This is a genomic window from Paenibacillus sp., assembly GCF_035645195.1.
Lineage (GTDB): Bacteria > Bacillota > Bacilli > Paenibacillales > YIM-B00363 > Paenibacillus_AE.
Genome location: NZ_DASQNA010000037.1, coordinates 107,606 through 131,052, shown reverse-complemented (window position 1 = coordinate 131,052; position 23,447 = coordinate 107,606). Strand labels below are relative to the sequence as shown.

The following is a 23,447-nucleotide window of genomic DNA, read 5'->3' as shown; positions in this document are numbered from 1 at the left end:
CATTCCTCCCTTCCCGGTTACTGCTTTACTCTATGACTCCGCGGAGAGGTGTGTATAGACGACCGCCTCGGGCCCGGTACGGCGGCGCCGCAATATGTGCCGGTTTGCCCACGCTTTTTCTCCACGAGAGCATAGGTTGTTGGGTAGAGAGGGGGTTTGCGACACAAGGAGCGTGGTCACAACGGAGAAGCTGATCATCAAAACAGAGAAGCACTACGGGATACGGTTTCGTTCGCGCGAATGGATCAAACGCGTGCCGAAATCGAGCTTCGTGGCGAGGCTCGACGCGGTCGACGGCGCGGCGTACGCGCTGAAGAGCTTGTTCGTGCCGGAGGAGCGGCAGCGTTTCATCGCGGAGACGGAGCGGCTGCTCGCGGACGCCGGCATTCCGCTCGCGAGGCCGGTGCCGGCGAAGAACGGCGATCTTGTGTTTATGCATGAAGGGGCGCCGTTCGTTCTGTATGAATGGGAGGAAGGCAAAGGCGTCTCGCTGCGCCGTCCCGACGACTTGCTCCCGGTGGCGAGGGCCGCGGCCCGGTTTCATGCGGCGTCCCGCAAGCTGACGCTTCCCCGAGGCGTGCGGCGGTACGATCACCGCGACTGGCGGGAGGAGTACGAAGAGCGAATCCGGTCGATGCGGCGCTGGGCGGCGTCGAACGCAGGCGGGGACGCGGCGGCGCGGCTCATCGCGCGGCGCGTTCCGTTCTTCGAGGAAGCGGGAGAGCTCGCGCTCGCGATGCTCCGGCGGAGCGCCTACGAGGACGTCCGCGCGGGACGGCGCGGCGGGATGTCGCTCGTGCACGGGGATTTGCACAACAACAACGTGCTTCGACGCGGAGAGCGGTACGTCCTGATCGATTTCGAGGACGTTCGATACGATTTGCCGTCGAAAGATTTGCTCCGCATGTACGGGATCTACGCGGGCAAACACCCCTTCGAGGCGGCGGCGCTGGTTCGCATGCTGGACGAATACGAGCGCTGTCATCCGCTCCATCCGGACGAAGCCCGCCTCGTGCGCATCGATTTCCTGTTTCCCCATACGTTCGAGCGGACGCTGCGCAAACAAAAATACCTCGGCAAAAGCGAAAAGGAGCTGGAACGCTGGCTTGCGCACGAAGCGGCGAAGACGGAGTTCGTCCGCAGACGCTTTTTTCCCGAAGGTTCCGGCGAAAAGGAGGGATACGCATGAAACGGATCGCTTTCGTCCGGCTCCGGTATCTGCCCCGGTCGGAAACGTTCATTTACAACGAGCTGAAGCGGATCCGAACGGTAAAGCCCATCGTGTTCGCGCGCAAAAAAATGTTTCTGAAGCGGTTCCCGTTCTCGCGGATCCGCTCGCTGCCGCGGCGGCCGTCGCACATCGCGCGGCTGTTCAAGAGAAAAAATATCAAGCTGATTCACGCCCGCTTCGGCAACGCCGGCGTCAAGCTGGTGCCGGTCAAGCGAAAGCTCGGCATTCCGATGATCACGTCGTTCCACGGATTCGATCTGCCCGAGAAGCGGGACCGCCGCAATTCGTACCATCGGCAGCTGCCGAGGCTGTTCAAGTACGGCGACAAGTTCACGGTGCCGTCCCGGCATATGAAGCGCAAGCTGATTCGCTGGGGCTGCCCGAGCAAAAAGATCAAAATCATGTACAGCGGCATCGACGTCTCCCGCTTTGCGTACGTAGAGCGCGAGCCGCGGACCGAGAACGTCCTGCTGATGGGCGTCGGCCGGCTTCATAAGAAGAAGGGCTTCCGGTATTTAGTGAAGGCGTTCAAACTCGTGCACGATGCTCATCCGTCGGCCCGGCTCGTCATCGTCGGAGACGGCGACGAGCGCGATAAGCTGAAGAAGCTCATCCGCAAGCTGCGGCTGGGACCGTACGTCAAGCTGAAGGGATACGTGCCGCATGACCGAATGACGGAGCTGCTCCGCGAGGCCGACCTGTTCTGCCTGCCGAGCTTGACGACGAAGGAAGGCAATCAGGAAGGCATCCCGAACGCGATCAAGGAAGCGATGGCGACGGGCATGGCGGTCGTGTCCACGAAGCACGGCGGCATTCCCGAGCTGGTGGCCGACGGCGAAGAGGGGCTGCTCGTGCCGGAGCGGGACGCGGCGAAGCTCGCGGAAGCGATTTCCACGCTGATCGAACAGCCGGAGCTGCGCCTCGCCATGGGGAAGAAGGGGCGCGCGAAAATCGAACGGTACTTCGACGCGGCGAAGCAAGTGCAGCGGCTGGAGTCCATTTATCAACGACTGCTGTGAAAGGGGAGATCCGCTTGGCAACGGAAACGGAGGAGCGCGAAGCGCCGGAACCGGCGGAACGCGCGGAGCCTTTGGTCACCGTCGTCATACCGACGTACAATCGCGCCAAATTTATCCGACGGGGCATCGAAAGCGTTCTGGCGCAAACGACGCCGCATTGGAAGCTGCTGATCGTCGATGACGGCTCCAAGGACAATACGGACAAGGTCGTCGGGCAATATTTGCACGATCCCCGCATCCGCTACGTGAAACTGTCGAAAAACCGCGGGGTGTCTTACACGCTGAATCATGCGCTGTCGCTCGTGGATACGCCGTATTTTTCGCAGCTGGACGCGGACGATTGGTATGAGCGCGACACGCTGGAACGGTGTCTCCGCAAGATGGAGAAGGGCGGCCGCAAAATCGGGGTCGTCTACGGCGACGAAAAGGTGTGGAAGGCGAAGAAGCGCGGCAAGCTCAAGCTGCTGTGCAAGAAGAAAAAACGCCAAATTCGCGGCAAATACGATTTCATCACGTACCACCCGATGATTTATCCTCGGTTTTACCGGACGGAGGCGCTGCGCAAAGTCGGCGGCTGGTCGACGAAGGTGCCGCAGGGAGGCCGGTACGCGGAGGATCGGCAAATTTTGCTGAAGCTCGCGGGCCGGTACAAGTTCAAGGCGGTGCGCAAAACGATTTACAACCGACTCAACCACAAGAGCAACAATTCTCGCGCCAAAAACCGCGACAAGTACGCTAAGGTGACGCGCCACTTGTACACCGAAGCGCTGAAGCGGTGGGGCGACAAATATAAACCGAAATTCGTCCGGGTCGGCGGGCGCCTGAAGGTCGGCCGCCTGATTCGGAAATGACGGGAGGGGAGACCATGCGCATGGACGAACCGCGAGAAGAAGGGTGGCTGTCGACGCAGGACGTCATCGACCGGATTCGGGAGGCGATGGACGCGAAGGCGCCGCTCTCGGTCGTCCGGGTCGGCGACGGCGAGAACATTTGCCTGGCGCAGTATAAAGTCTGGTCGATCAAAAAGACGCTCGCCACCCGTTGGGCGAAGCTGTCCCGTACGACGAATTGGAAAGGAGTGCGGCTGCCGAACGTCGAACTGCGGGACCGGTTGATCGAATCGATCAAAGCGGCGGACATCGTCGGCATTCCGTACAAGAAAGACAAAGAGATTCTCGCGAAGAAGCGGACGCTGCGGCCGCTCACGGACCGCTGCTTCGAGCGATACGACATTCGCCCGAAGGCGCTGTGCCATACGTTCGTCAACCGGCATATGGTCGAGCACCGCGAGTTTTGGGAAATGCTGCGCGGCCGCAAGGTCGTCGTCATTTCCAGATGGGCGGGCGATTTAAAGAAATGGGTGGCGGACCGGTACGGCGAGTTCGGCATTACGTTCGGCAAGCCGATCCGCATCGACCGGTATGAGGAAATTCCGAAGGTGCTTCGCCGGATGGAGAACGTCGAATGCGACATCGTGCTCATCTCCGCGGGGGTCAACGCGGTTATCCTGGCCGACCGGCTCGCGCGGGAGCAAGGGCGGGTCGCGGTAGACTTCGGCAAATCGGCGGTATTTATGATCAAAGGCGTCCGGAAGGTGCGCCCGTGGAAGCCGTCCTCTCGGGACGCCCGGCGCGCCGCGGCGGCAGAGGGGGGAATGCAGGGATGAACATTACCGTGATCGGTTCGGGTTACGTCGGGACGACGACGGCGCTCGTCCTTGCGAAGCTGGGCCACCGCGTCATCGGCTACGACGTCGACGACGCGAAGGTCGATTTATTGAACCGAGGGGTGCTGCCGTTCCGGGAGCCCGGACTCGACGAGCTGCTCGACGAGCTGCTGCAGGACGGGAAAATTTCGTTCACGTCCGACGCGCGGACGGCCGTGACGGGGAGCGAGCTGCTGATGATTTCGGTCGGCACGCCGTCCAATCCGGACGGCAGCGCGAACTTGATGTACCTGGAGCAAGTGCTGGACACGATCGCGGAGCATGTCGACGGGCCGAAAATCGTCGTGACGAAGAGCACGGTGCCGATCGGCACGAACCGCTGGATTCGGGAGCGCCTCGCGGAGGCGGTCGATCCGGCGAAATATCCGATCGACGTCGTGTCCAACCCGGAGTTTCTGCGCGAAGGGGAGGCGCTGCACGACTCGTTCCATCCGTCCCGCACGGTCATCGGCGGCGACAATCCGGAGGCGATCGAGAAGGTGAAGCAGCTGTACGACGGGCTTCCGACGACGTACTTCACCTGCGGATACGAAACGGCCGAACTCATTAAATACGCGTCGAACGGCTTCCTCGCGGCGAAAATTTCGTTCATCAACGAAATGGCGCGGCTCGCCGACGCGGTCGGGGCCGACATTGCGGACGTCGCCAAAGGGATGGGCATGGATCCGCGCATTTCCCCGCATCACCTGTACGCCGGCATCGGCTACGGCGGCTCCTGCTTCCCGAAAGACGTGAACGAACTGCTGCACCTCGCCGGCCGGCGCAGCGTACCGCTGAAAATGCTCAATCAGGCGAGGAAAGTGAACGATTCGCAAATCGACTGGTTCCTCGACAAGATCGAAGCGGCCGGGCCGATCGCCGGCAAGAAGGCGCTCGTGCTCGGGGCCGCCTTCAAGGAGGATACGGACGATCAGCGGGAATCGCCCGGCGTGCGGCTCGTCGAGCGGCTGCTGAAGCGCAAAGCGGAGGAGGTCCGGGTCCTGGATCCGACGGTCCGCAGCGTCGAAGACATTCGCTGGATCAAGGAGCCCGGACCGAAGAAGCTGCAGCGCGTCTCGGTGGCGCTCGACCCGGCGGCGGCGGCCGACGGCGTGCACATGATCGTGCTCGCGACGCCGTGGCGGCAGTTCCGCGATTTGCCGTGGAGCGACTGGGCCGCGCGGGCGGCGGAGCCGGCCGTGTTCGACGGCCGCAATTTCTTGGACGCCGAAGCGTTGACGTCCCTCGGCTTTCGGTACGCCGGCGTGGCAAGGAGGAACGGGCGATGAAGATCGTCATCACGGGGGCGGCCGGCTTCATCGGCTCCCATCTCGCCGAAGCGCTGCTGCAGAGCGGGCACGACGTCGTGGGCGTCGATCATATCGGGCATCGCTCGGATCGCTTGATCAAGGAAGACAATTTGCGCGAAGCGCTTGCGCATCCGCGGTTTCGATGGACGGCGGCCGATCTGCTGGCGATCGATCTCGACGCGCTGATCGCGGACGCAGACGCCGTCTTCCACCTTGCCGGCATCGCCGGCGTTCGGGGCAGCTGGGGGGCGTCGTTCGCCGACTATTTGGACGCCAACGTGCTGCTGACGCAGAAGCTGCTCGAGGCGTGCAAGCGGTCGTCTTCTCTGAAGAAGCTCGTCTATGCTTCTTCGTCTTCGGTGTACGGGGGCGGCGTCGGGGCGGTCATGTCGGAGTCGTCTCCGACGCGGCCGATTTCGCCTTACGGGCTTACGAAGCTGGCCGGCGAGCAGCTGTGCCACGTGTATTATAGCCAGTTCGGCGTGCCGTACACCGCGCTGCGGTATTTCACCGTGTACGGGCCGCGGCAGCGCCCCGATATGGGGTTCCACCGCTTCATGAAGGCGGCGCTGCTCGGCGAGCCGATCCCGGTGTACGGCGACGGGAACCAAACGCGCGACTTCACGTACGTCGCCGATCTCGTGGCCGCGAACGTCGCGGCGATGGGCTATCCGAAGCACGGCACCGTCTTTAACGTCGGCGGCGTCGAGACCGCGTCGGTGAACGAGGTGCTGGCGGCAATCGAACGGCTGGCCGGCAAACCGCTCGCGATCGAGCGGCTGCCCGCGCAGCCGGGCGACCCGTACGTGACGCGGGCGGACGTCGCCTTGGCGCAGGCGGAGCTCGGCTACAAGCCGTCGGTGCCGCTCGCGGAAGGGATGGCGCGGCAGTGGGAGTACATCGTGCGCTTGTACGGAGGCGGCGGAGGTTCCGCAGGCTCCGTCGGCGGTTCGGAGGTGAAGCCATGATCGGCATGCTGTATCCCCGCGAGCTGATCGTTCGGCTCATGCGGGGAGGCCGCTCGTTCGAAAGGCCTTCCTTCTATGTCGAAGCGGCGCGGAAGGCGGGGGAGAACATGTTTTTCTTCGCGCTCGAGGATATCGATTGGAAACGCGGCACGGCGACGGGGTGGAACGGCGTCGATCCGGTATGGAAGCGGCGGCCGATTCCCGACGTCATCTTGAACCGGACCCGGACGACGCGCGCGTCCGCGCGCCGTTCGATCCGGCGGCTGACGCGGCTCGGCAAGCGCGTGTGCAACGAACGCAACGTCGTCTCGAAGCTGGAGGTCCATCGGATGCTGGCGAAGGACGAAACGCTGCTGCCGCACCTGCCCGAGACGGCGTCGGTCGGCCGCCGCAAGGTTAAAGCGCTGCTGCGCGAGCACGGCACGCTGTACCTCAAGCCCGCGCACGCGTCCGTCGGATTCGGCATCATCCGCGTCAGCCGCGTCGACGACGAGACGTTCGCCGACATTAACGCGCTCGGGCGGACGAAGCGGCGGCGGCTCGGCGTCCGCCAAATCGTGAAGCTGGTGCGCGCCCGCCGGCTCGCCTACTTGGCGCAGCAGGGCATCGCGCTCATGCGGTACCGCGGCAGCCCCGTCGATTTTCGCGTCTCCGTGCAGCGCGGCGAGGACGGGGCGTGGCAGTGCACCGGCATGGTCGGCAAAGTGGCGCGCGCGCGTTCGATCGTCACCAATCTGCACTGCGGCGGCAAGTCGATCAAAGTGTCCAAACTGTTCGGGGAGTGGGGCTGGAACGAGGACGAGATGCGGGCGAACATCGCCGATCTCGGGGTGCGGATCGCCGCGGCGCTCGAGCGGAGTCTGCCTCCCATCGCGGATTTGGGTCTCGACATCGCGCTCGACGAGAGCGGGCATCCGTGGTTTATCGAGGCGAACTTCCGGGATTTGCGCATCACGTTCCGCAACGCCGGCGAGCGCGACGTATGGAAGGCTACGTTCGCGAATCCGGTCCGTTACGCCGCGGCGCTGCTGCGCCGCGGCCGGGAGGAGGCCGTCCCGGAGCAGCGAGCTCCCTCGGAAATGGCTTTTCTCGCGGGGGCCCCGGAGGAAGCCGGGTCGGAGAGGATCTTCCTTGCGGTGGGCCCTGAGGAATCCGGGCCGGAGGCGATCGTCCTCTCGACGTCGGCGGCGGAGGGCTAGGAGAGGAGGGACGCGGAAATGCAGGATTTAATCGATGAACAGCTGCTCGCGTTCGCGAAATCGCAGGAGCAGCTCGGCCGCGCGCTCGACGCGGAGAGCGCGGTCGTCCGGCGCATGGCGGCGCTGCTCCGCAAAGTTCCCGTCGAGGACCTCAAGCGGGTCAAAGGGGATCCGTATACGGAGGCGGAGCTGTCCGTCGCGCGGGAAATCGCCGGGTATGTGAACGCGCTGGCGGACCTTGAGGAGGCGCTCGCGGATTTCGTAAAGCACGCCATTAAGGAGCTGCGCGTGGCGGAAGAAGAATAAAAGCAGAACGGAAAGGAGCTGGAGAGGTTGTCGGTGCGAACGGAAGCGGGCCTCAGGCTGCTCGCCGCGGCGGCTCATATGCAATGGCGCGTGGCCGACATTCTCGAGGCGAAGGCGACGGAAATGGAAACGCTGCGCGATTGGGTGCTGCATACCGCCCATCCGAAGCTGGCCGAGGAGAGCGACGCCGACCGGATCGTCATGGAATCGTGCGCGTTCCATCATCAGATGATTGAACTGCTTCAGGGTATGACGAAGTTCGAATCCGGCCTCGCGACCCATCTGCGGCTGCTCCTCGAGGAGGAGGACGCCGTCGACCCGTTCTCCGGATCCGGTCTGCTCGGCGGAGGGGACGGCGCGTGAGGACGCACGAGGAGCTGCGGCGATCGGTCATCCAAGATTATTTGACGGCGGTGCTCCGCAGCCGGCGAGCGGTCGACCGCATCTTCGCGGCGATCGCGGACGCGGCGGAAGCGGACCCCGCCCTCGCCCGGGAGATCGCCTCGCGGCCGGAAGCGCTGAAGGCGCTCGCGAAGTGCGCGGCGCCCGCCGATTGGCTCGTGCGGGCGGCCGCGGCGGGGAACGTCGTCTCGCGAACGGCGCGGTCGGCCGCGCGGGGGCCCGCGAAGTCTTCTTCGATGAAGGAGAAAGGGAAGAAGGAGAAGCGAGAGACGAAGGGAACAGGCCGCGGCGGCAAGCGGCGGCAGCGGAAAAGCTAAGGCAGCGGAGCTCTTCGAGGCTCCTCTACATAATAATGAAACGACATTCCCTCCCACGGCAGACAACCTTTGCGTTGGCGGCGGCGCGCATGATCGGGAGCGCGGAGCCGCATCCTAAGTACGGTTCCGCCAAAACTTCATGACGGGAGAGATGGGGTAGGATGCTGAAAAAGCTACTGCGCTTCACTGTCATCGGCGCCTCCGTCGTCGCGATGGCCGCCTGCGGAGGACAACCCGCAGCCGATGAAATGTCCCAAAACGGGTACCGCACGAATACGGTCGGCCGCAACGCCTCGATGCAGCAGTATGGCACTCATACCAATCGCAATTTGCGCGCGAACCAAGAAATGGCCCGCGCGATCGAGCGCATCGACGGCATCTCGCGCGCTCGCGTCGTCATGGGCGAAACGAACGCTTATGTCGCGGTGGAACTGAACAATAACGCGGGGCGCGGCACGGCGCTCGGCGGCAGCAACGCCCGATTGAGCCGGAACGCTTCGGAATGGGGCATTCGGGGCAATTATTACGGCAATACCGACAGCCGCGCGTTCCCGAGCGTACGCGGTCAACGCACGACGGGCGCCGGCACGTTCGGACTGAACGACGTCGGCTCCATGGCGGCCGCGCCGAACATGTACGGTTTGAATCAGCGGACTCCGGGGCTCGGGATGAACGGCGGTTCCGAAATTAGCGGGTATTCCGGCGGAGATCGCGAGCCCGGAGGATTCTTGAGCGGGCTGGGCCGCATGTTCGGCGGAGGCCGCGGGGGAGCGAACGCCGACACGAACGTCGGGGGCGGTCCGATCGAAGGCAGCGTCACCGGCATGGATACCGGCAGAGGCACGGGCAGCCGGACCCGCGGTACAGGAGCGGGCATGAACGCCGGCGGCGTCGCCGGCACGGGCATGAACGCCGGCGGCACGACCGGGGGCGTCTCCGGGATGAGCGGCGGCACGGCGAGCACCAGCAACGGTTCGTTCGGCGGGTACGGCGTCAATTCGGGGATCGTCGGCGGCATGAACGCGGGGCAGTCCGGCAGCGTCGGCGGCATGAACGCGCAGCAGTCCGGCAGCGTCGGCGGATCCCGCGCGAACGCCGGAACGCAGTACCGCGGATTGTCCGGACGCATCATGAACCGCACGGGGATGAACGGCCCGTATCCGGAAGACGCTTCGCATCGCTACATGTACAACGGCGGGGCATACGGCAGCTTAAGCTCGTACAATGCGCACGATACGCTCAGCTCGCAGGTGCGGGCGCGAGTAGAAAGCGTCGTTCGTTCTCTCGCGCCGAACGTCCGGAACGTGTACGTGAGCGCGGACCGAGAGTTTATGCGCCGGTTGAGCAGTTATTCGGTACGATTGAACAGGCGCGGCGGACAACAGCCGTTGAACGATTTTAACGCCTTCGTCCACCGCATGTTCCGCGAGACCGACACGAATCGCTATGACTTGAACGGCTACGATCAGCGCAACCGCAACGGCGTGACGCGACGGCTCGACAACAGCTTCGACCGGTCGAACCCGCGTCATACGGTCGACGGCGGCGTCGAAGCCGGCACGCTGAACAACGCGCAAGCGGGCACGCTCGACAGCACGCGTTAAAGACGCATCCGTGAATCGAGCCGAAGAGTATATGCTCTTCGGCTTCTACATATTCCGCCTATTTTTCCCCCCCTCCGCACCAACCTCCCCTTCACTTCATACTATATGGTGACTGTATCCCTTAACCTTGTAAAACAAATCCCGAGCAAGGAGGGGTGACGCACTTGAAGGGTAACGACCACCGAAATAAGTTCCTGCTGACGAACCGCGAACGGGAAGTGTTCGAATTGCTGGTTCAAGACAAAACGACCAGAGACATTGCCCAGCTGCTGTTTATCAGCGAAAAAACCGTACGCAATCACATTTCCAACGTGATGCAGAAGCTGAATGTCAAAGGCCGTTCTCAAGCGGTTGTGGAGCTGATCAGGCTCGGGGAACTGAACATTTGACGCTCGCTTCTTTCCATACGGAACCCTCTAGGGACCTTCTGTCCGCCGCCGCCGTCACGGGGCCGCTGCGCAGAAGGTTTTTGAGTTTTCCCGGCGCTCTTAGTACAATAATACGAGCAAAACCGTATAGGCGGTGGTCGCGTGAATAAGCCATGGTACGAGCGAACCTTTTGCGAAGATTATTTGGCGGTGTACAAGCACCGGGACGTCAAAGGGGCGGAACACGAGGTTCGCGCGATGTCGGCTTGGCTCCGGCTGCCACCGCGGGCGAGCGTGCTGGATTTATGCTGCGGCACCGGCCGTCACTCGGTCGTGCTCCGGCGGCTCGGCTACAGCGTCGTCGGCGTCGATTTGTCCGAAACGCTCTTGGCGGTGGCGCGAAAGCGCGAGCCTAACGGCATTCGCTGGGTGAGAGGCGACATGCGCGCCGTTCCGCTCGCCGAACGTTTCGATGCCGTATTGAATTTATTTACCTCCTTCGGCTATTTCGAGTCGGACGCCGAGAACGAGAAGGTGCTGCGCGAGATGCATCGCTTGCTTCGTCCCGGCGGACGGTTCGTCATCGACTTCTTAAATCCATCGTATACGAAGGAACATCTGGTGCCGAGATCGACGAAGAGGGACGGACCTCTTTATATTGAAGAAACGCGAACGATCCAAGCCGGCTGCGTCGTCAAGACGATTCGCGTGAGCGAACGCGGCGCCTCTGCAAGAACGTACGAGGAGCGCGTCAAATTGTACGAGCTGTCCGATTTCGTGCGGATGCTGAAGGGCGCTGGCCTGACGCTCCTGCGCGCGTTCGGCGATTATGACGGATCCGATTACGAGGAAGCGCGCTCGAAGCGGCTCATCCTCGTCGGATGCAAAGGAGAAGACGTCTAATGGAGAGATACATCGACCGCGGGGACGGCATATGGCAGGTGAAGGTGCCGCTGCCGTTTCCGTTGTTGTGGGTGAATGCGTATGTCGTGAAAGGGGAGCGCGGCGTCGTCGACATCGTCGATCCGGGACTGCGCACGCCGGAGGCGGAAACGGTTTGGCGGGAGGCGGCGAACGCGGTCGGCTTCCGATGGGAGGATGTCCGTTCGATCGTGCTGACGCATCATCATCCCGACCACTACGGCCTTGCGGGATGGATGCAGGAGCTTACCGGCGCGCCGGTGCGGCTGTCGGCCGTCGCCAGAGAGCAGGCGGATACGCTGTGGGGACCCGCGAGCGCGGAGCGCACGGCGGCGGAGACGCTGGCGCTGTTCGAGCGGCACGGCTACCCCGCCGAGGGGCGGGAGGCGATGCGCGGGCATTTGGCCGGCTTCGTGCCGATGGTGTCTCCGGCGCCGGCGCGCACGGAGACGGTTCGATACGGCGACGCCGTCGCGCTCGGCGACCGGAGCTACGCCGCGCTGCATACGCCCGGCCACGCGGCGGGACATCTCAGCTTATGGGACGAAGCGACCGGACGGCTGTTTTGCGGCGACCACGTGCTGCCGGGCATTACGCCGAACGTGTCGCTGCTGCCGTTCGGCGATGCCGATCCGCTCGGGACGTACATGGCGTCGCTCGAGGAAGCGGCGGAGCTGCCGGTCGTTCAGGCGTTCCCGGGCCATCGCGAGCCGTTCGGGCATTACGAAGCGCGCGTCCGCGCCATCCGCTCGCACCACGACGAGCGGCTCGCCCGGATGGAGTCGCTGCTCGCGGAGCCGATGACGGGGTACGCGCTGTGCCGGACTCTGTTCGGCGAGAAGCTGTCCGTGCATCAGCTTCGGTTCGCGCTGGCGGAGACGCTGGCGCATCTCGCGTATTTGGAGCGGCGCGGGCGCATCGTCGTCGTCGAAGAGGAACCAGCCGTCCGCTACGCGGCAGCGGGCGGGAGGTAGACGCGCGGGTCGGCGCGTGGTTATCGCGCCGGCTCCGGCTCTTCCGGCACGGGCAGCACCGCCGTGCGCGTATGCGCGATGCGGCTCGACGCCGCGGCGGCGATCGCGCCGACGATATCGTCCAGGAACGTGTGGATGAAGCCGTCGTTTTTGTCGTTGAGCCGCTTCAGCACGCCCGGCTTTAATTTGTCGATATAGCCGAAATTCGTCAGCCCGATCGAGCCGTAGATGTTCACGATCGACAGCGCCACGATTTCGTCTACTCCGTACAAGCCCTCATCGTATTTGACCATGTCCTGCAGCGGTTCGAACAGTTGTCCGCGCTCGCACAGCATGTCGAGCTGAATCCCCGTCAGCACCGCGTTTTGCACCTCGCGCTTCTCCAGCACGCGCTCCACGCTTTCCTTGCAGTCGTCCAGCGTCAGCCCCGGGATATACTCCCCTTGCAAAAACAAGACAAGCTCCGCGATTTCCTCCGTCCGCACGTTCCGCTTTTCGAGCCATTCCTTCGTCGCGGCGGCTACCTTCGCGCTATCCAAGCTGTATTTCATCCGCACGAACCCCTTTTCTGATCAAAATGACGAGTTTTAGTATGCCCGCGTCGCGAGGCGGCAAGTCTTTTTCGCGGGAGGTGGACAAAAAGTGGTTATAAAACCCCGGGAGGCTCGTATACATAGTACAAACTCATTGGGGAGGCTCATGGACCATGAATCGAAATAAAAAAGTTGGCTGGATCAGCATCATTGCTTCCGTCGGTATATTATCGGGCTGCTCGCTTTCCTCGTCCACCGGATCGACGCCGATCGATCCGCCGCAGGACTTGACCGGCGAGGCGGGAGGGGAGGCGGTCGCGGCATCGGCGGAAGCGTCGACGTCGTTCAACGCGACGCTGTACGTGCGTGACGGGGACGGCTACATCGCGCCGCTCAGTGTCAAGCTGCCGTACGACACGCCGGACGTCGCGAAGCGGACCTTGCAATATATGGTGAAGGGCGGCCCGGGCGAAGATTTGCTGCCGGAAGGGTTCTCGGCGGTGCTGCCGGAGGGAACCGAGGTCATTTCGCTCGATATCGATACGACGACGAAGACGGCGACGATCGACTTCAACGAAGCGTTCGCGACGTACGACGAAGCCGACGAGCGGCAAATTCTCGAGGCGGTCACGTGGGCGATGACGAGCTACCCGTCCGTCGAACACGTGCAGCTGTGGATCGAAGGGAAGGCGCTCAAGGAAATGCCGGTGGCGAAGACGCCGCTCGACGCGCCGCTGTCGCGCAAGTTCGGCATCAACGTGGAGCGCGCGTCCGGCGTCGATTATACGCGGGCGACGCCGGTGACGCTGTATTTCCTTAACCAAACGGCGGACAGCTTCACGTACTACGTGCCGGTGACGCGCCTTATCGAGTGGACGGACGACGTTCCGGGCGCGACGGTGGCCGAGCTCGTGAAAGGCCCGCTCGAGACGAGCAAGCTGGACGCGGTGTTCCTGCCGACGGCGGAGGAGCCGGAGACGGTCGTCGATTCGACGGGCGACCGGATCACGGTCGATCTCGACGCGGCGCTCGCCGGCTCCGGCGAGAAGCTGCCGGCGGAAGGGCTGCAGGCGATCGTCCTGTCGCTGACGGACACGACGCCGGCGAAGGACGTGCAAATTACGATGGAAGGCGCGGCGCAGGTGCTCGGCACGGACGACAAAGACTACGGCTCGGCGCCGGTCAGCCGGCCGAAAGCGCTGAACCCGCTGGAAATGTAAACCGGGTCATGAACGGGATGAGCCGCGCGGCGCGGGATGCGCCGCGCGGCTTTGCCGTCCCTGGCGCGCTGATCCGGAGCGCTCCCCGATGCCGGAAACCGTGCGGCGGGGCGGAATGTGATTTTTCCATGATCTTCTGGTAAGATGAGGTACGACGCGAACGGATGACGCCGTTCGCTCCGATGGAAACTAAGCAGCGTAACAATTATGGTTTCCGGATCGGGAGAAAGGGGAGCGCGAACTTACATGCGGAACGACGGAAGACAATGGGATGAGTTTCGCCCGACGACGATTACGACGGGCGTCAATAAATATGCGGAAGGCTCGGTGCTGATCGAGGTCGGCGCCACGAAAGTCATTTGCACGGCGACGATCGACGAGCGGGTGCCGCCCTTCATGAAGGGGCAGGGCCGCGGCTGGGTGACGGCCGAGTATTCGATGCTGCCTCGCGCGACGCAGGTGCGCAATCAGCGCGAGTCGGCGAAAGGGAAGCTGTCCGGCCGAACGATGGAAATCCAGCGGCTCATCGGCCGCGCGCTCCGATCGGTCGTCGATCTGCATGCGCTCGGCGAACGGACGATCACGCTCGATTGCGACGTGATCCAAGCGGACGGCGGAACGCGGACGACGTCGATCACCGGCTCGTTCGTGGCGCTCGGCCTCGCGATCGAGAAGCTGCGCGCGGCGGGCATGCTGCCGGACGCTCGGAAATACCCGCTGCGGGACTTCCTGGCGTCGCTCAGCGTCGGCGTCGTTAACGGCAACGTGCTGCTCGACCTTAACTACGAGGAAGACAGCAAGGCGATCGTCGATATGAACGTCGTCATGACGGGGGACGGCAAGCTCGTCGAGGTGCAGGGCACGGGCGAGGAGGCGCCGTTCACGCGAGCGGAGCTGAACGGCATGCTCGACGTCGCGGAGCAGGGCATCCGCCGGATGCAGGCGCTGCAGAGCGAGGCGCTCGGCGAGGCGGCGTCGGAGCGCATTCGGGAGGCGAGCGCGGCTCATGCTTAAGTCGATCGTCATCGCGACGCGGAACAAGGGGAAAGCCGCCGAGTTCCGCGACATGCTGTCGCCGCTCGGCATCGAGGTGCTGTCGCTGCTCGATTTGCCGGAGGGGGCCGCGCCCGACGTCGTCGAAGACGGCGAGACGTTCGCGGCGAACGCCGAGAAGAAGGCGCGCGCCGCGGCGGAGGCGCTCGGCCGTCCCGCGCTCGCGGACGACTCGGGCTTATGCGTAGACGAGCTGGACGGGGCGCCGGGCGTGTACTCGGCCCGCTACGCCGGCGAGCCGTCCGACGACGCGCGCAACAACGAGAAGCTGCTCCGCGAACTTGCCGCCATCGGGGCGGAGCATACGACGGCGGACGGCGTCGCGGCGCTCAGCCCGGCGCGGTTCGTCTGCGCGCTCGCGCTGTACATCCCGGAGCAAGGCCGCACGATTCCAGCGGAGGGCGCCGTCGAAGGCGCGATCGTGCCGGAGCCGCGCGGAACCGGCGGCTTCGGGTACGATCCGCTGTTCTACGTGCCCGGCCTTGGGAAAACGTTCGGCGAAGCGGCGCCGGAGGAGAAGCATCGGGTCAGCCACCGCGGGAAAGCGCTGCTGGAGCTCGCCGAGAAGCTGAAACACGAATTCGGCGGCCGATTGTAATCGGCCGCCGACAAATAAAGGAACTTATTTTACGGTAACGTTGTACCGCTTCAACCACGTGTTTACTTGCGCGAGGTACGCGAACATTTGCGGCCCGGTCATGAGCTGACCGAACCAGGGGATGTCGAACTGGTCGGTCTCGCCTTTAGCCATTTGCCGAATTTTGTTCGCGTCCACGAAGCGCAGGATCGGCGAGGAGGCATCGTCCAAAATCGATTCGACCCACTCGCGCACCGCCTTCATGTAATTCGGGTTGTGCGTCTTCGGGTACGGGCTTTTTTTCCGGTACAGCACTTCGTCCGGGAGATAGCCTTCGAGCGCTTTGCGAAGGATGCCTTTTTCGCGTCCGCCCGTCATCTTCATCTCCCACGGAATGTTGAACACATACTCGATCAACCGGTGGTCGCAGAACGGCACGCGCACCTCGAGCCCCGCCGCCATGCTCATGCGGTCTTTGCGGTCGAGCAGCGTCGGCATGAACCGCGTGATGTTGAGGTACGACATCTCGCGCATGCGGCCGAGCCGGCCTTCCTTCTCGTGCGGCAGACGCGGCACCTCCGCGAGCGCTTCCGCATACCGATCCTCGACGTATTCGATCGGCCGGATCCATTCGACGAGCTCCGGCTTCAGCAGTTCCGCCCGAACATGCGTAAAGCGGGACCACGGGAACGTGTTCGCGTTCAGGGCGTCCTCGCGGTGGAACCACGGATACCCCCCGAAAATTTCGTCCGCCGCCTCGCCGGAAATGGCGACGGTGGCGCCTTTTTTGATTTCTCGGCAAAACAGCAGCAGCGAGGCGTCGACGTCGGCCATGCCGGGCAAATCGCGCGCGTAGACGACGTCTTCGAGCGTCTTGACGAGCTCCGGCGTATCGAATTCGATGAAATGATGCTCCGTGCCGAGGTAATCCCGCATTTTTTCGATCCATGGGCGGTCCGGATTCGGCGTGAACGCCGTCGATTTAAAATGCTTGTCGTTGTCGACGTAGTCGATCGAGTACGTATGAATGCGGCCGAGCGCGTTCTTATTGTAGTATTCCGCGGCGAAGGACGTCAGCGCGCTGGAGTCGAGGCCTCCGGAGAGCAGGGTGCAGACCGGAACGTCGGACACGAGCTGGCGCTCGACCGTGTCTTTCAGCAGCTCGCCGACTTTGCTCGCCGTCGTTTCGAGATCGTCTTCGTGCTCGCGGGCTTCCACTTTCCAATAACACTGCGTGCGCAGGCCGTTGCGGTCGTAGACGAGGAAATGGCCGGGTTTGAGCTCGTGCATATCCCGGAACACGCCGTGTCCGGGCGTCCGCGCGGGACCGACCGCGAAAATTTCGGCGAGCCCTTCCGGTCCGATCTCCGGTTGGAAGGCCGGGTTCGCCAATATGGCTTTCGGCTCCGAGCCGAACAAGAACGAGCCGTTCGCGTGAGCGTAGAACAGCGGCTTGACGCCGACGCGGTCGCGGCAGAGGAACAAGCTTTGATCGCGTTCGCTCCACACCGCGAAGGCGAAAATGCCGTTCAGCCGGTCGACGGCCGCGCGTCCCCATTCGATGTAGGAGACGAGCAGCACTTCCGTGTCGCAGTTCGTGCGGAACGTATGCCCTCTCGCTTCCAGCTCCCTGCGCAGTTCCATCGTATTGTACAGCTCGCCGTTATATACGATCGTGAACGTATGTCCGCCGTACTTGCGGTACATCGGCTGCGCCCCGTTGGCCGGATCGATAATGCTTAGCCGCCGGTGGCCGAGCGCGCAATGCCCCGAAAGCCACGTGCCGGAAGCGTCCGGGCCGCGGGCGCCCATCGTTTCCGTCATGTTTTCGAGCGCCGCCGAATAGTTCGTCAACGTTTTATTCCAGTCGACCCATCCGGTGATTCCACACATAGGTTTCATCCCTTTCCATCTTGGTGTCCGGTAATGCCTGCCGACGGTTCCCATCGACGCGAAAAAGCCCTGCCGGGCCTTCTCTCGGGACGGTTCGTTTGCGCTTATCTTACGGATGTACGCGAAGAACCCATAGGGCATGACACACTCGATGTTCCTTGCGGAGTATGGATTATAGGTATGCGCGGAGACGGGATAAGATGCAAGTCCCTGCGGGATTCTATAGGAGGATAAGCCTATACGGAAGGGGCAGAGGGATGATTACGATAAGGAACGCGTCGTTCGTCCGGCTCGGCTACAGCGGGGACGAAACGTTCGCCGAGGTGGAGGTCGCGGCCGACGGCTTCGACCATCCCTTGATCGCTACGTTCCGACGGGAGGCGGACGGCCGCCTCGCGCTCGCGAACGTGTCGGAGAGGCGGGAGGATCGGCTGTTGGACTGGTACGAGAACAATTTGCATGAGGCTTACGTCGACGCGACCGACAGACTGTTCGGCGGCAGCTCCGACGGCGAGACGACCCGCCGTTCGTTCGAGGAGCAAGTGCTGCGGTTCGGGGATCTGCGGGAGCAAATCGAGGACGCCTTCTATTACGGTAAAAGTTGAGCTGAATGCTGAATGCAAAGCCCGGGGGCTCGTCTCCGGGCTTTTGCGCGTCCGGGCGAAACCGGAGAACGGCCGCTGCGTGTTATAATGAGAGAAAGAAACAGCGAAGCGAACGCGAGCGAGGGGGCTGCGGCATGACGGAACGGCACGACGGGGGCGGCGAGAAAAGAAGGCATTTGACGCTGGTCAGCGGCGGCAAAGCGAAAAATCATTTGACGTTGGTCGACGGCGACAAGAAGCATTCGGCGCAGGACCGGGACGGCGAGGCGCGGAATCGGTCGAATGAGTCGGAGCGGCGGCAGGCGGAACGGCCGGAGCAGCAGCCGGATTCGACGGAGGGCGCCGGAGAGAGCGAGCGGCGCGCTTCGGCGCCGGCGCTGACCGAGTACGAGGATCGCGAGCACGGGAGAGAGTTCACGGACGAGGAGCTGGCCGAGCTGTTCAAAGCGGCGGACGAGGAAGGCGAACCGCCGCCGCCGTTTTTCCGCTCGTCGCGGTTTCGCAAAATCATGGCCGGCGTCCTCGCGCTCATGCTGTGCGCGCAGGTGCTGGCGGTGCTGCCCCAAATGTTCTCGCTGGCGGCGGTCCGGTTCCTCGCGACGTCCGCCAGGCTGTCGCAGTCGGAGGTCGTGCAGGAGTACAAGCAATCGGTCGTCGTGATCCGTTCGGGCGCCTCGAAGGGGACGGGCTTCGTCGTTTCGGAGGACGGGCTCATCGTCACGAACCGGCACGTCGTCGACGGCGGCGCGCCGAGCGTGCATTTCGCGGACGGGCGCGTGTTCCGGGGGACGATTCGATCGGTCGACGACGATGTCGATCTCGCCGTCGTCGACATCGACGCGGACGGCTTGCCGTCGCTGACGCTGGCGGAGGCGTACGACGGCGCCGAGGACGTGCCGGTGTACGTGATCGGCAACCCGCTGTTTTTCAACGGCATCGCGAACGAGGGCGTCACTTGGGGGCTGCTGTCGGAGCGAAGCCCGCCGCTGATGGCGATCGAGGCCCCGATTTACAAAGGGAACAGCGGCAGCCCGGTGCTGACGAAGGACGGGCAAGTGATCGGCGTCGTCTTCGCTACCAGCACGCTGGAGCGCGACGGCAAGAAGCATCGCATCGGCCTCGCCGTGCCCGTCGATTGGGTGCATCGGCATTTGACCGAAGCGGACTGATTCATTTGAGGGCGACAAGGACGGCGCCGGCCGCGATCAGCGCGACGCCGGCGCCGGTCGTCCACGATATTTTTTCGCCCAAGAACGCGGCGGCGAGCACGACGGCGGCGACGACGCTCAATTTGTCGATCGGGGCGACCTGCGACACGCTGCCGTATTTCAGCGCCAGAAAATAAAACAGCCACGACGCCGCGCCCGCGGCTCCGCTCAAGGCGATGAACGCCAGCGCCCGGCGCTGGCCGACGATGCCGACGGCGAGCGACAGCTTCCCTTGGAACGCCGCGAAGCCGATCAGGAAAATCGCCATGATCGCCGCGCGGACGGCCGTCGCCGCAGTCGAATCGACGTCCTCCAGCCCGATTTTCCCCAGCACCGCCACAAGCGCCGCCGTCAAGGCGGACAACAGCGCGTAAATAAGCCATAGCGCCATATTTCATCCCTCCGCATCTCGAAAGTGGTTCTCGTCCTAGGTTGCCCCGTTTTCGCGCCGTTTCGCCGCGGCGCGCCTTAACGGCAACGCGAAAAGGCGCCCCATCCGGGACGCCCGATCGGTAACGCCTGATTAGTGCAGCGTTTGCTCGACTTGCTGGAGCTCTTGCTGCGCCGCTTGCAGCTGCGAAACGCTGAGCTGCTGCGCTTGGCTAGCCTTCTGCGCGAGCTGCTGCGCTTGGCTCGCCTTTTGCTGCACGGCTTGCAGCTGCTGCGCCAGCATTTCCTGTTGAAGCTTCGCTTCCTGCAGCTGCTGGGCGCTCAAGCCCTGGATTTTTTGCGCTTCCGTCTGAATTTGCTGCGCTTGCGTCGCTTTTTGCACGGCGCTTTGCGCATGCTGAATCGCCTGCTGCGCAAGCTGTTGGGCTTCCATGACGACTTGCTGCGCCTGCTGCGTGATCTGCTCGACCATCGTCTGCGTTTGATCCGGCGTCATCGGCTGGGACGCGCCGTCCTGCATCGGCTGGGTCGTCGTCGATGGCTGCGCAGGCTGCGACATCTGCGAAGACATTTGGGACGGCTGCGAAGCTTGCGAGCTTTGAGCCGATTGGCTGCTCTGCGACGATTTCGACATCGACTGCTGCAGCTGCTGCTGCGCTTGCTGCGACGCTTGATCCGCCATCTGCTGTACCGCTTGGGCGCCTTTTTTCACTTGCTGCGCCATCGCGCTCTCCACCTTCATGGAAGCGTCGACGACGGCGGCGGCCACTTCCTTGCCAGCGTTCTGCGCGGCTTTCTGGATGCCGGAGCCGCTCTGCGCGGAGCTCGAACCCGCTTGTTTGGACGTTGCCTTGGACATGCGATCCACTCCTCGAAGTGTGGTTGTAGGGGATGACGACTTCCTTAGCTTGAGTTCGAACGCCCGAACGTATCCGGTTAAAACAAAGGAAACGCCGGAAACGAATAACCGACGCACCAAGGGGCGCATCAAAAAAGCCTCCGGTTTCGCCGATATGGCGTCCGAAGGCTGGGAGTGCGATACATATTATGTATAAAAATGGCGTCCCAGGAGGGATTCGAACCCCCGACCGTACGCTTAGAAGGCGTATGCTCTATCCGACTGAGCTACTGGGACATCAGAATCGAATTATAACACGGTTTTTGGATATCGCGCAACCGGTAAGTTCGCCCTGCAATGCCGTTGGCGGCGATGGCAGCGCTGTTTGCATTCCCGATAAAAACTGCTACAATGGGAAGAACCTTTTTCAATCGGGGGTTTCGATGAGCGGCAGGACGCGGGGGGAATTGATTCTTTTCCCGAAAACCATTGATTATTATCAGTTCGAATTGACGAAACTGCTGGAAAAGGAAGCATACGGCGAAGCGATCCGCATGCTCGAATTTCTGGTCGACTGCCGGCCCGACGACGGCCGAGCCAACGCGGAATGGAGCACGCTGCTCCAGTGGCTGCGGACCGAGTTCCCAGACGCCGCCCGCGGCGCGGACGAGGGCGAGGACGAAGGTCCCGCCGGGGAAGAAGAGCTGCTTCGCGCTCATGTTTCCGCGAGGTCGTCGAAGGATAAACTATATACGAAACGGTTGCTCGAGTCGCTGAATCGCGCATCGGTCGACTCTCAGCTGCTCGCTCTCGAGCAGCTCGCGTACGTGACGGACGACGGCGTCGCGGAGGCGCTGAAGCAAAAGCTGGCGGACCCGCAGCTGCACCCGTTCGTCGGGTTCAAGCTGCTGCAGACGCTGGCGAAGCTCGGCGTCGAGGGCGAGGCGACGTTCGGCAAGCTCGGCGAAATCGTCACGGTCGACGTGGAGCGGACGCCGCCGTCGGCGGACCGGTTCCCGGAGCCGCTGCCGCAAATCGCCGAACGCGTGCGGGCGGCGGCGGAGGACGAGGACCCGACGGTCGCGGAGTTCGCGAAGCGCACGTGGGAGGAGTTCTTGCCGTATTGGTACGGCACGGCGCTCTACCGCGAGCTGCTGCGCGCCGACGAAGCCGGCCAAGACGTGTGGGCGTCCGCGCTCCACGCGGCGGTCACCCGGGCGATGTACGGCGACGCGCCCGCCGAGGAGCTGCAGGACCGATACGGCATCACGGAACCGCTGCTTCCCGATTGGGAGAAAGCGTACGAGGCCATCGCGAAGTTCTTTCGCGACATCTCGGGCGTCCACGTTTGAAATGGACAGGTTATGTGTTATAATGGCATGGTTATATTTTCGGACCGAAAGTTTGGAGGATGCATAATATGAAGGCGAGTTGGGAAAAGCTAGAGAGCAACGTTGGGGTGCTTACGATCGAGGTCGAAGCGGAGCACGTGAACGAAGCCCTGGATAAAGCGTTCAAGAAAGTATCGAGCAAGGTCAATGTTCCAGGCTTCCGCAAGGGCAAAGTGCCGCGCCAAATTTTCGAAGCGAAGTTCGGCGTCGAAAGCCTGTATCAAGAAGCGATTGATATTCTCTTGCCGGAAGCGTATACATACGCACTCCAAGAAACGGGCATCGAACCGATCGATCGTCCGGAAGTGGACATCGAGAGCTTCGCGAAGAACCAGCCGATGAAGCTGACGGCGAAGGTGCAAGTGAAGCCGGAAGTGACGCTCGGCGAATACAAAGGCCTTGAAGTCGAAGGCAAGAGCACGGAAGTGACGGACGAAGAGATCGGCGAGGAGCTGAAGCGTCTGCAGCAGCGCCACGCGGAAATCGTGCCGGTCGAAGACGGCGAAGCGCAAATGGGCGACATCGCGGTCATCGATTTCGAAGGCTTCGTCGACGGCGAGGCGTTCGAAGGCGGCAAAGGCGAGAAGCATTCGCTCGAGCTCGGCTCGAACAGCTTCATCCCGGGCTTCGAAGAAGGCGTCGTAGGCATGAAGAAGGGCGAGGAGAAGGACGTCGAAGTGACGTTCCCCGAGGACTACCATGCCGAAAACCTGAAAGGCAAAGCGGCGACGTTCAAGGTGAAACTCCAAGAGCTGAAGCGCAAAAACTTGCCTGAGCTCGACGACGAATTCGCGAAGGACGTTTCCGAATTCGAAACGCTCGAAGAGTTCAAGAAAGATCTTGAAAGCAAGCTGAAAGCGCGCAAAGAGCGCGAATTCCGCATCCATCAAGAGCAATCCGTCATCGATCAAGCGTCCGCGAACGCCACGGTAGACGTTCCGGCAGTCATGGTCGAGACGGAACTGAATAATATGGTAAAAGAGTTCGAATCCCGTCTCCGGGCGCAAGGCATGACGCTTCAAATGTATTTCCAATTCACGAACCAGAGCGAATCCGCGCTGAAAGAGCAAATGCAGCCGGACGCCGAGAAGCGCGTGCGCAACAACCTCGTGCTCGAGGCGATCGCGAAGGCCGAAGGGCTCGAAGCGTCGGACGAAGATCTGGAGAAGGAACTCCAAACGATGGCGGACACGTACCAGCGTCCGGTCGAAGAAATCCGCAGCATCCTGACGGCGAACGGACGACTAGAAGACATCCAGAGCGAGCTGTCCATGAAACGGGCGGTAGACTTCCTGGTGGAACACAGCAAGGTGAAGTAATTCCCGGACAATCGAGGAGCATATTCCAAAGAGGGCACGTTCAAATTTTCTGAGGCGTGCCCTTTTTTACCCCTCGGCCGGGAAAGAGTCCCAAAA

At 62.8% G+C, this 23,447-nt stretch carries 25 protein-coding genes and 1 tRNA gene; 21 read left to right on the top strand and 5 right to left on the bottom strand.

Features of this window, described 5'->3' with window-relative positions; translation table 11 throughout:
• Positions 1-172 precede the first annotated feature (172 nt).
• From VE009_RS19745 to VE009_RS19680, 14 genes are all read left to right on the top strand, one after another.
• Positions 173-1,189 (top strand): phosphotransferase, encoded by a 1,017-nt coding sequence (locus VE009_RS19745; protein ID WP_325010590.1) that lies wholly within the window; start codon positions 173-175, stop codon positions 1,187-1,189.
• Positions 1,186-2,250, top strand: a complete 1,065-nt coding sequence (locus tag VE009_RS19740; RefSeq protein ID WP_325010588.1) for a glycosyltransferase — start codon at positions 1,186-1,188, stop codon at positions 2,248-2,250. The genes VE009_RS19745 and VE009_RS19740 overlap by 4 nt, the downstream gene beginning before the upstream one ends.
• A gap of 14 nt (positions 2,251-2,264) precedes the next feature.
• Positions 2,265-3,101 carry a glycosyltransferase family 2 protein gene (locus tag VE009_RS19735; RefSeq protein ID WP_325010586.1) on the top strand — a complete coding sequence of 279 codons (837 nt, stop codon included), beginning with the start codon at positions 2,265-2,267 and terminating at the stop codon, positions 3,099-3,101.
• Between the two features lie 20 nt (positions 3,102-3,121).
• A complete protein-coding gene (locus tag VE009_RS19730) occupies positions 3,122-3,916 on the top strand; it encodes a GT-D fold domain-containing glycosyltransferase (protein ID WP_325010584.1) in 795 nt (264 codons plus the stop codon).
• Positions 3,913-5,244, top strand: coding sequence for a UDP-glucose/GDP-mannose dehydrogenase family protein (locus VE009_RS19725; protein ID WP_325010582.1), 1,332 nt, complete (start codon positions 3,913-3,915; stop codon positions 5,242-5,244). The genes VE009_RS19730 and VE009_RS19725 overlap by 4 nt, the downstream gene beginning before the upstream one ends.
• On the top strand, positions 5,241-6,233 hold the full coding sequence (locus VE009_RS19720; RefSeq protein ID WP_325010580.1) for an NAD-dependent epimerase/dehydratase family protein: 993 nt from the start codon (positions 5,241-5,243) through the stop codon (positions 6,231-6,233). The genes VE009_RS19725 and VE009_RS19720 overlap by 4 nt, the downstream gene beginning before the upstream one ends.
• On the top strand, positions 6,230-7,432 hold the full coding sequence (locus tag VE009_RS19715) for a YheC/YheD family protein (RefSeq protein ID WP_325010578.1): 1,203 nt from the start codon (positions 6,230-6,232) through the stop codon (positions 7,430-7,432). Before VE009_RS19720 ends, VE009_RS19715 begins: the two co-directional genes overlap by 4 nt.
• A gap of 18 nt (positions 7,433-7,450) precedes the next feature.
• Positions 7,451-7,738, top strand: coding sequence for a hypothetical protein (locus VE009_RS19710; protein ID WP_325010576.1), 288 nt, complete (start codon positions 7,451-7,453; stop codon positions 7,736-7,738).
• Positions 7,739-7,765: 27 nt separating this feature from the next.
• Entirely contained in the window at positions 7,766-8,101 is a 336-nt protein-coding gene (locus tag VE009_RS19705; RefSeq protein WP_325010574.1) for a restriction endonuclease subunit S, read from the top strand.
• Complete coding sequence (locus VE009_RS19700; protein ID WP_325010572.1) at positions 8,098-8,457, top strand: hypothetical protein; 360 nt, start codon at positions 8,098-8,100, stop codon at positions 8,455-8,457. The genes VE009_RS19705 and VE009_RS19700 overlap by 4 nt, the downstream gene beginning before the upstream one ends.
• A gap of 161 nt (positions 8,458-8,618) precedes the next feature.
• Positions 8,619-10,061, top strand: a complete 1,443-nt coding sequence (locus VE009_RS19695) for a YhcN/YlaJ family sporulation lipoprotein (protein WP_325010570.1) — start codon at positions 8,619-8,621, stop codon at positions 10,059-10,061.
• 164 nt (positions 10,062-10,225) lie between these two features.
• The gene (locus tag VE009_RS19690; protein ID WP_325010569.1) at positions 10,226-10,450 is read left to right on the top strand and encodes a helix-turn-helix domain-containing protein; all 225 of its coding nucleotides are present in this window, start codon (positions 10,226-10,228) and stop codon (positions 10,448-10,450) included.
• A 141-nt stretch (positions 10,451-10,591) separates the two neighbouring features.
• Positions 10,592-11,332, top strand: a complete 741-nt coding sequence (locus tag VE009_RS19685; protein ID WP_325010567.1) for a class I SAM-dependent methyltransferase — start codon at positions 10,592-10,594, stop codon at positions 11,330-11,332.
• Positions 11,332-12,324: an MBL fold metallo-hydrolase gene (locus tag VE009_RS19680; protein WP_325010565.1), complete on the top strand. Its 993-nt coding sequence runs from the start codon at positions 11,332-11,334 to the stop codon at positions 12,322-12,324. The genes VE009_RS19685 and VE009_RS19680 overlap by 1 nt, the downstream gene beginning before the upstream one ends.
• A 20-nt stretch (positions 12,325-12,344) precedes the next feature.
• On the opposite strand, the gene VE009_RS19675 is transcribed toward VE009_RS19680, so the two are convergent.
• On the bottom strand, positions 12,345-12,875 hold the full coding sequence (locus VE009_RS19675; RefSeq protein WP_325010563.1) for a phosphatidylglycerophosphatase A: 531 nt from the start codon (positions 12,873-12,875) through the stop codon (positions 12,345-12,347).
• Between the two features lie 155 nt (positions 12,876-13,030).
• Between VE009_RS19675 and VE009_RS19670 the strand changes: the two genes are divergently transcribed.
• From VE009_RS19670 to VE009_RS19660, 3 genes are all read left to right on the top strand, one after another.
• On the top strand, positions 13,031-14,077 hold the full coding sequence (locus VE009_RS19670; RefSeq protein WP_325010561.1) for a GerMN domain-containing protein: 1,047 nt from the start codon (positions 13,031-13,033) through the stop codon (positions 14,075-14,077).
• 246 nt (positions 14,078-14,323) lie between these two features.
• Complete coding sequence (gene rph, locus VE009_RS19665; RefSeq protein ID WP_325010559.1) at positions 14,324-15,091, top strand: ribonuclease PH; 768 nt, start codon at positions 14,324-14,326, stop codon at positions 15,089-15,091.
• Positions 15,084-15,728, top strand: a complete 645-nt coding sequence (locus VE009_RS19660; RefSeq protein ID WP_325010557.1) for an XTP/dITP diphosphatase — start codon at positions 15,084-15,086, stop codon at positions 15,726-15,728. Before rph ends, VE009_RS19660 begins: the two co-directional genes overlap by 8 nt.
• Before the next feature lie 24 nt (positions 15,729-15,752).
• Here VE009_RS19660 and asnB read toward each other — a convergent pair whose 3' ends face one another.
• A complete protein-coding gene (asnB, locus tag VE009_RS19655; RefSeq protein WP_325010629.1) occupies positions 15,753-17,600 on the bottom strand; it encodes an asparagine synthase (glutamine-hydrolyzing) in 1,848 nt (615 codons plus the stop codon).
• A gap of 257 nt (positions 17,601-17,857) precedes the next feature.
• Here asnB and VE009_RS19650 point away from each other — a divergent pair, with 257 nt between their 5' ends.
• Together VE009_RS19650 and VE009_RS19645 are read left to right on the top strand one after the other, a co-directional pair.
• On the top strand, positions 17,858-18,205 hold the full coding sequence (locus tag VE009_RS19650) for a hypothetical protein (protein WP_325010555.1): 348 nt from the start codon (positions 17,858-17,860) through the stop codon (positions 18,203-18,205).
• A gap of 134 nt (positions 18,206-18,339) precedes the next feature.
• Positions 18,340-19,374 (top strand): serine protease, encoded by a 1,035-nt coding sequence (locus VE009_RS19645; RefSeq protein WP_325010553.1) that lies wholly within the window; start codon positions 18,340-18,342, stop codon positions 19,372-19,374.
• 1 nt (position 19,375) lies between these two features.
• On the opposite strand, the gene VE009_RS19640 is transcribed toward VE009_RS19645, so the two are convergent.
• From VE009_RS19640 to VE009_RS19630, 3 genes are all read right to left on the bottom strand, one after another.
• Entirely contained in the window at positions 19,376-19,804 is a 429-nt protein-coding gene (locus VE009_RS19640; RefSeq protein WP_325010551.1) for an EamA family transporter, read from the bottom strand.
• 132 nt (positions 19,805-19,936) lie between these two features.
• Positions 19,937-20,662: a hypothetical protein gene (locus VE009_RS19635; protein ID WP_325010549.1), complete on the bottom strand. Its 726-nt coding sequence runs from the start codon at positions 20,660-20,662 to the stop codon at positions 19,937-19,939.
• Between the two features lie 199 nt (positions 20,663-20,861).
• A tRNA-Arg gene (locus VE009_RS19630) sits at positions 20,862-20,938 on the bottom strand.
• A 146-nt stretch (positions 20,939-21,084) separates the two neighbouring features.
• Here VE009_RS19630 and VE009_RS19625 point away from each other — a divergent pair.
• Both VE009_RS19625 and tig read left to right on the top strand, forming a co-directional pair.
• Positions 21,085-21,993, top strand: a complete 909-nt coding sequence (locus VE009_RS19625; protein WP_325010547.1) for a hypothetical protein — start codon at positions 21,085-21,087, stop codon at positions 21,991-21,993.
• A 68-nt stretch (positions 21,994-22,061) separates the two neighbouring features.
• Positions 22,062-23,351 (top strand): trigger factor, encoded by a 1,290-nt coding sequence (tig, locus tag VE009_RS19620; protein WP_325010545.1) that lies wholly within the window; start codon positions 22,062-22,064, stop codon positions 23,349-23,351.
• Positions 23,352-23,447 lie beyond the last annotated feature (96 nt).

Coding starts and splice junctions, on each gene's coding strand:
- VE009_RS19670 (WP_325010561.1), top strand. CDS start 13,031: ATGAATCGAAATAAAAAAGTTGGCTGGATCAGCATCATTGCTTCCGTC.
- VE009_RS19730 (WP_325010584.1), top strand. CDS start 3,122: ATGGACGAACCGCGAGAAGAAGGGTGGCTGTCGACGCAGGACGTCATC.
- VE009_RS19635 (WP_325010549.1), bottom strand. CDS start 20,662: ATGTCCAAGGCAACGTCCAAACAAGCGGGTTCGAGCTCCGCGCAGAGC.
- rph (WP_325010559.1), top strand. CDS start 14,324: ATGCGGAACGACGGAAGACAATGGGATGAGTTTCGCCCGACGACGATT.
- VE009_RS19720 (WP_325010580.1), top strand. CDS start 5,241: ATGAAGATCGTCATCACGGGGGCGGCCGGCTTCATCGGCTCCCATCTC.
- VE009_RS19675 (WP_325010563.1), bottom strand. CDS start 12,875: ATGAAATACAGCTTGGATAGCGCGAAGGTAGCCGCCGCGACGAAGGAA.
- VE009_RS19640 (WP_325010551.1), bottom strand. CDS start 19,804: ATGGCGCTATGGCTTATTTACGCGCTGTTGTCCGCCTTGACGGCGGCG.
- tig (WP_325010545.1), top strand. CDS start 22,062: ATGAAGGCGAGTTGGGAAAAGCTAGAGAGCAACGTTGGGGTGCTTACG.
- VE009_RS19695 (WP_325010570.1), top strand. CDS start 8,619: ATGCTGAAAAAGCTACTGCGCTTCACTGTCATCGGCGCCTCCGTCGTC.
- VE009_RS19710 (WP_325010576.1), top strand. CDS start 7,451: ATGCAGGATTTAATCGATGAACAGCTGCTCGCGTTCGCGAAATCGCAG.
- asnB (WP_325010629.1), bottom strand. CDS start 17,600: ATGTGTGGAATCACCGGATGGGTCGACTGGAATAAAACGTTGACGAAC.
- VE009_RS19725 (WP_325010582.1), top strand. CDS start 3,913: ATGAACATTACCGTGATCGGTTCGGGTTACGTCGGGACGACGACGGCG.
- VE009_RS19660 (WP_325010557.1), top strand. CDS start 15,084: ATGCTTAAGTCGATCGTCATCGCGACGCGGAACAAGGGGAAAGCCGCC.
- VE009_RS19715 (WP_325010578.1), top strand. CDS start 6,230: ATGATCGGCATGCTGTATCCCCGCGAGCTGATCGTTCGGCTCATGCGG.
- VE009_RS19645 (WP_325010553.1), top strand. CDS start 18,340: ATGACGGAACGGCACGACGGGGGCGGCGAGAAAAGAAGGCATTTGACG.
- VE009_RS19650 (WP_325010555.1), top strand. CDS start 17,858: ATGATTACGATAAGGAACGCGTCGTTCGTCCGGCTCGGCTACAGCGGG.
- VE009_RS19740 (WP_325010588.1), top strand. CDS start 1,186: ATGAAACGGATCGCTTTCGTCCGGCTCCGGTATCTGCCCCGGTCGGAA.
- VE009_RS19625 (WP_325010547.1), top strand. CDS start 21,085: ATGAGCGGCAGGACGCGGGGGGAATTGATTCTTTTCCCGAAAACCATT.
- VE009_RS19680 (WP_325010565.1), top strand. CDS start 11,332: ATGGAGAGATACATCGACCGCGGGGACGGCATATGGCAGGTGAAGGTG.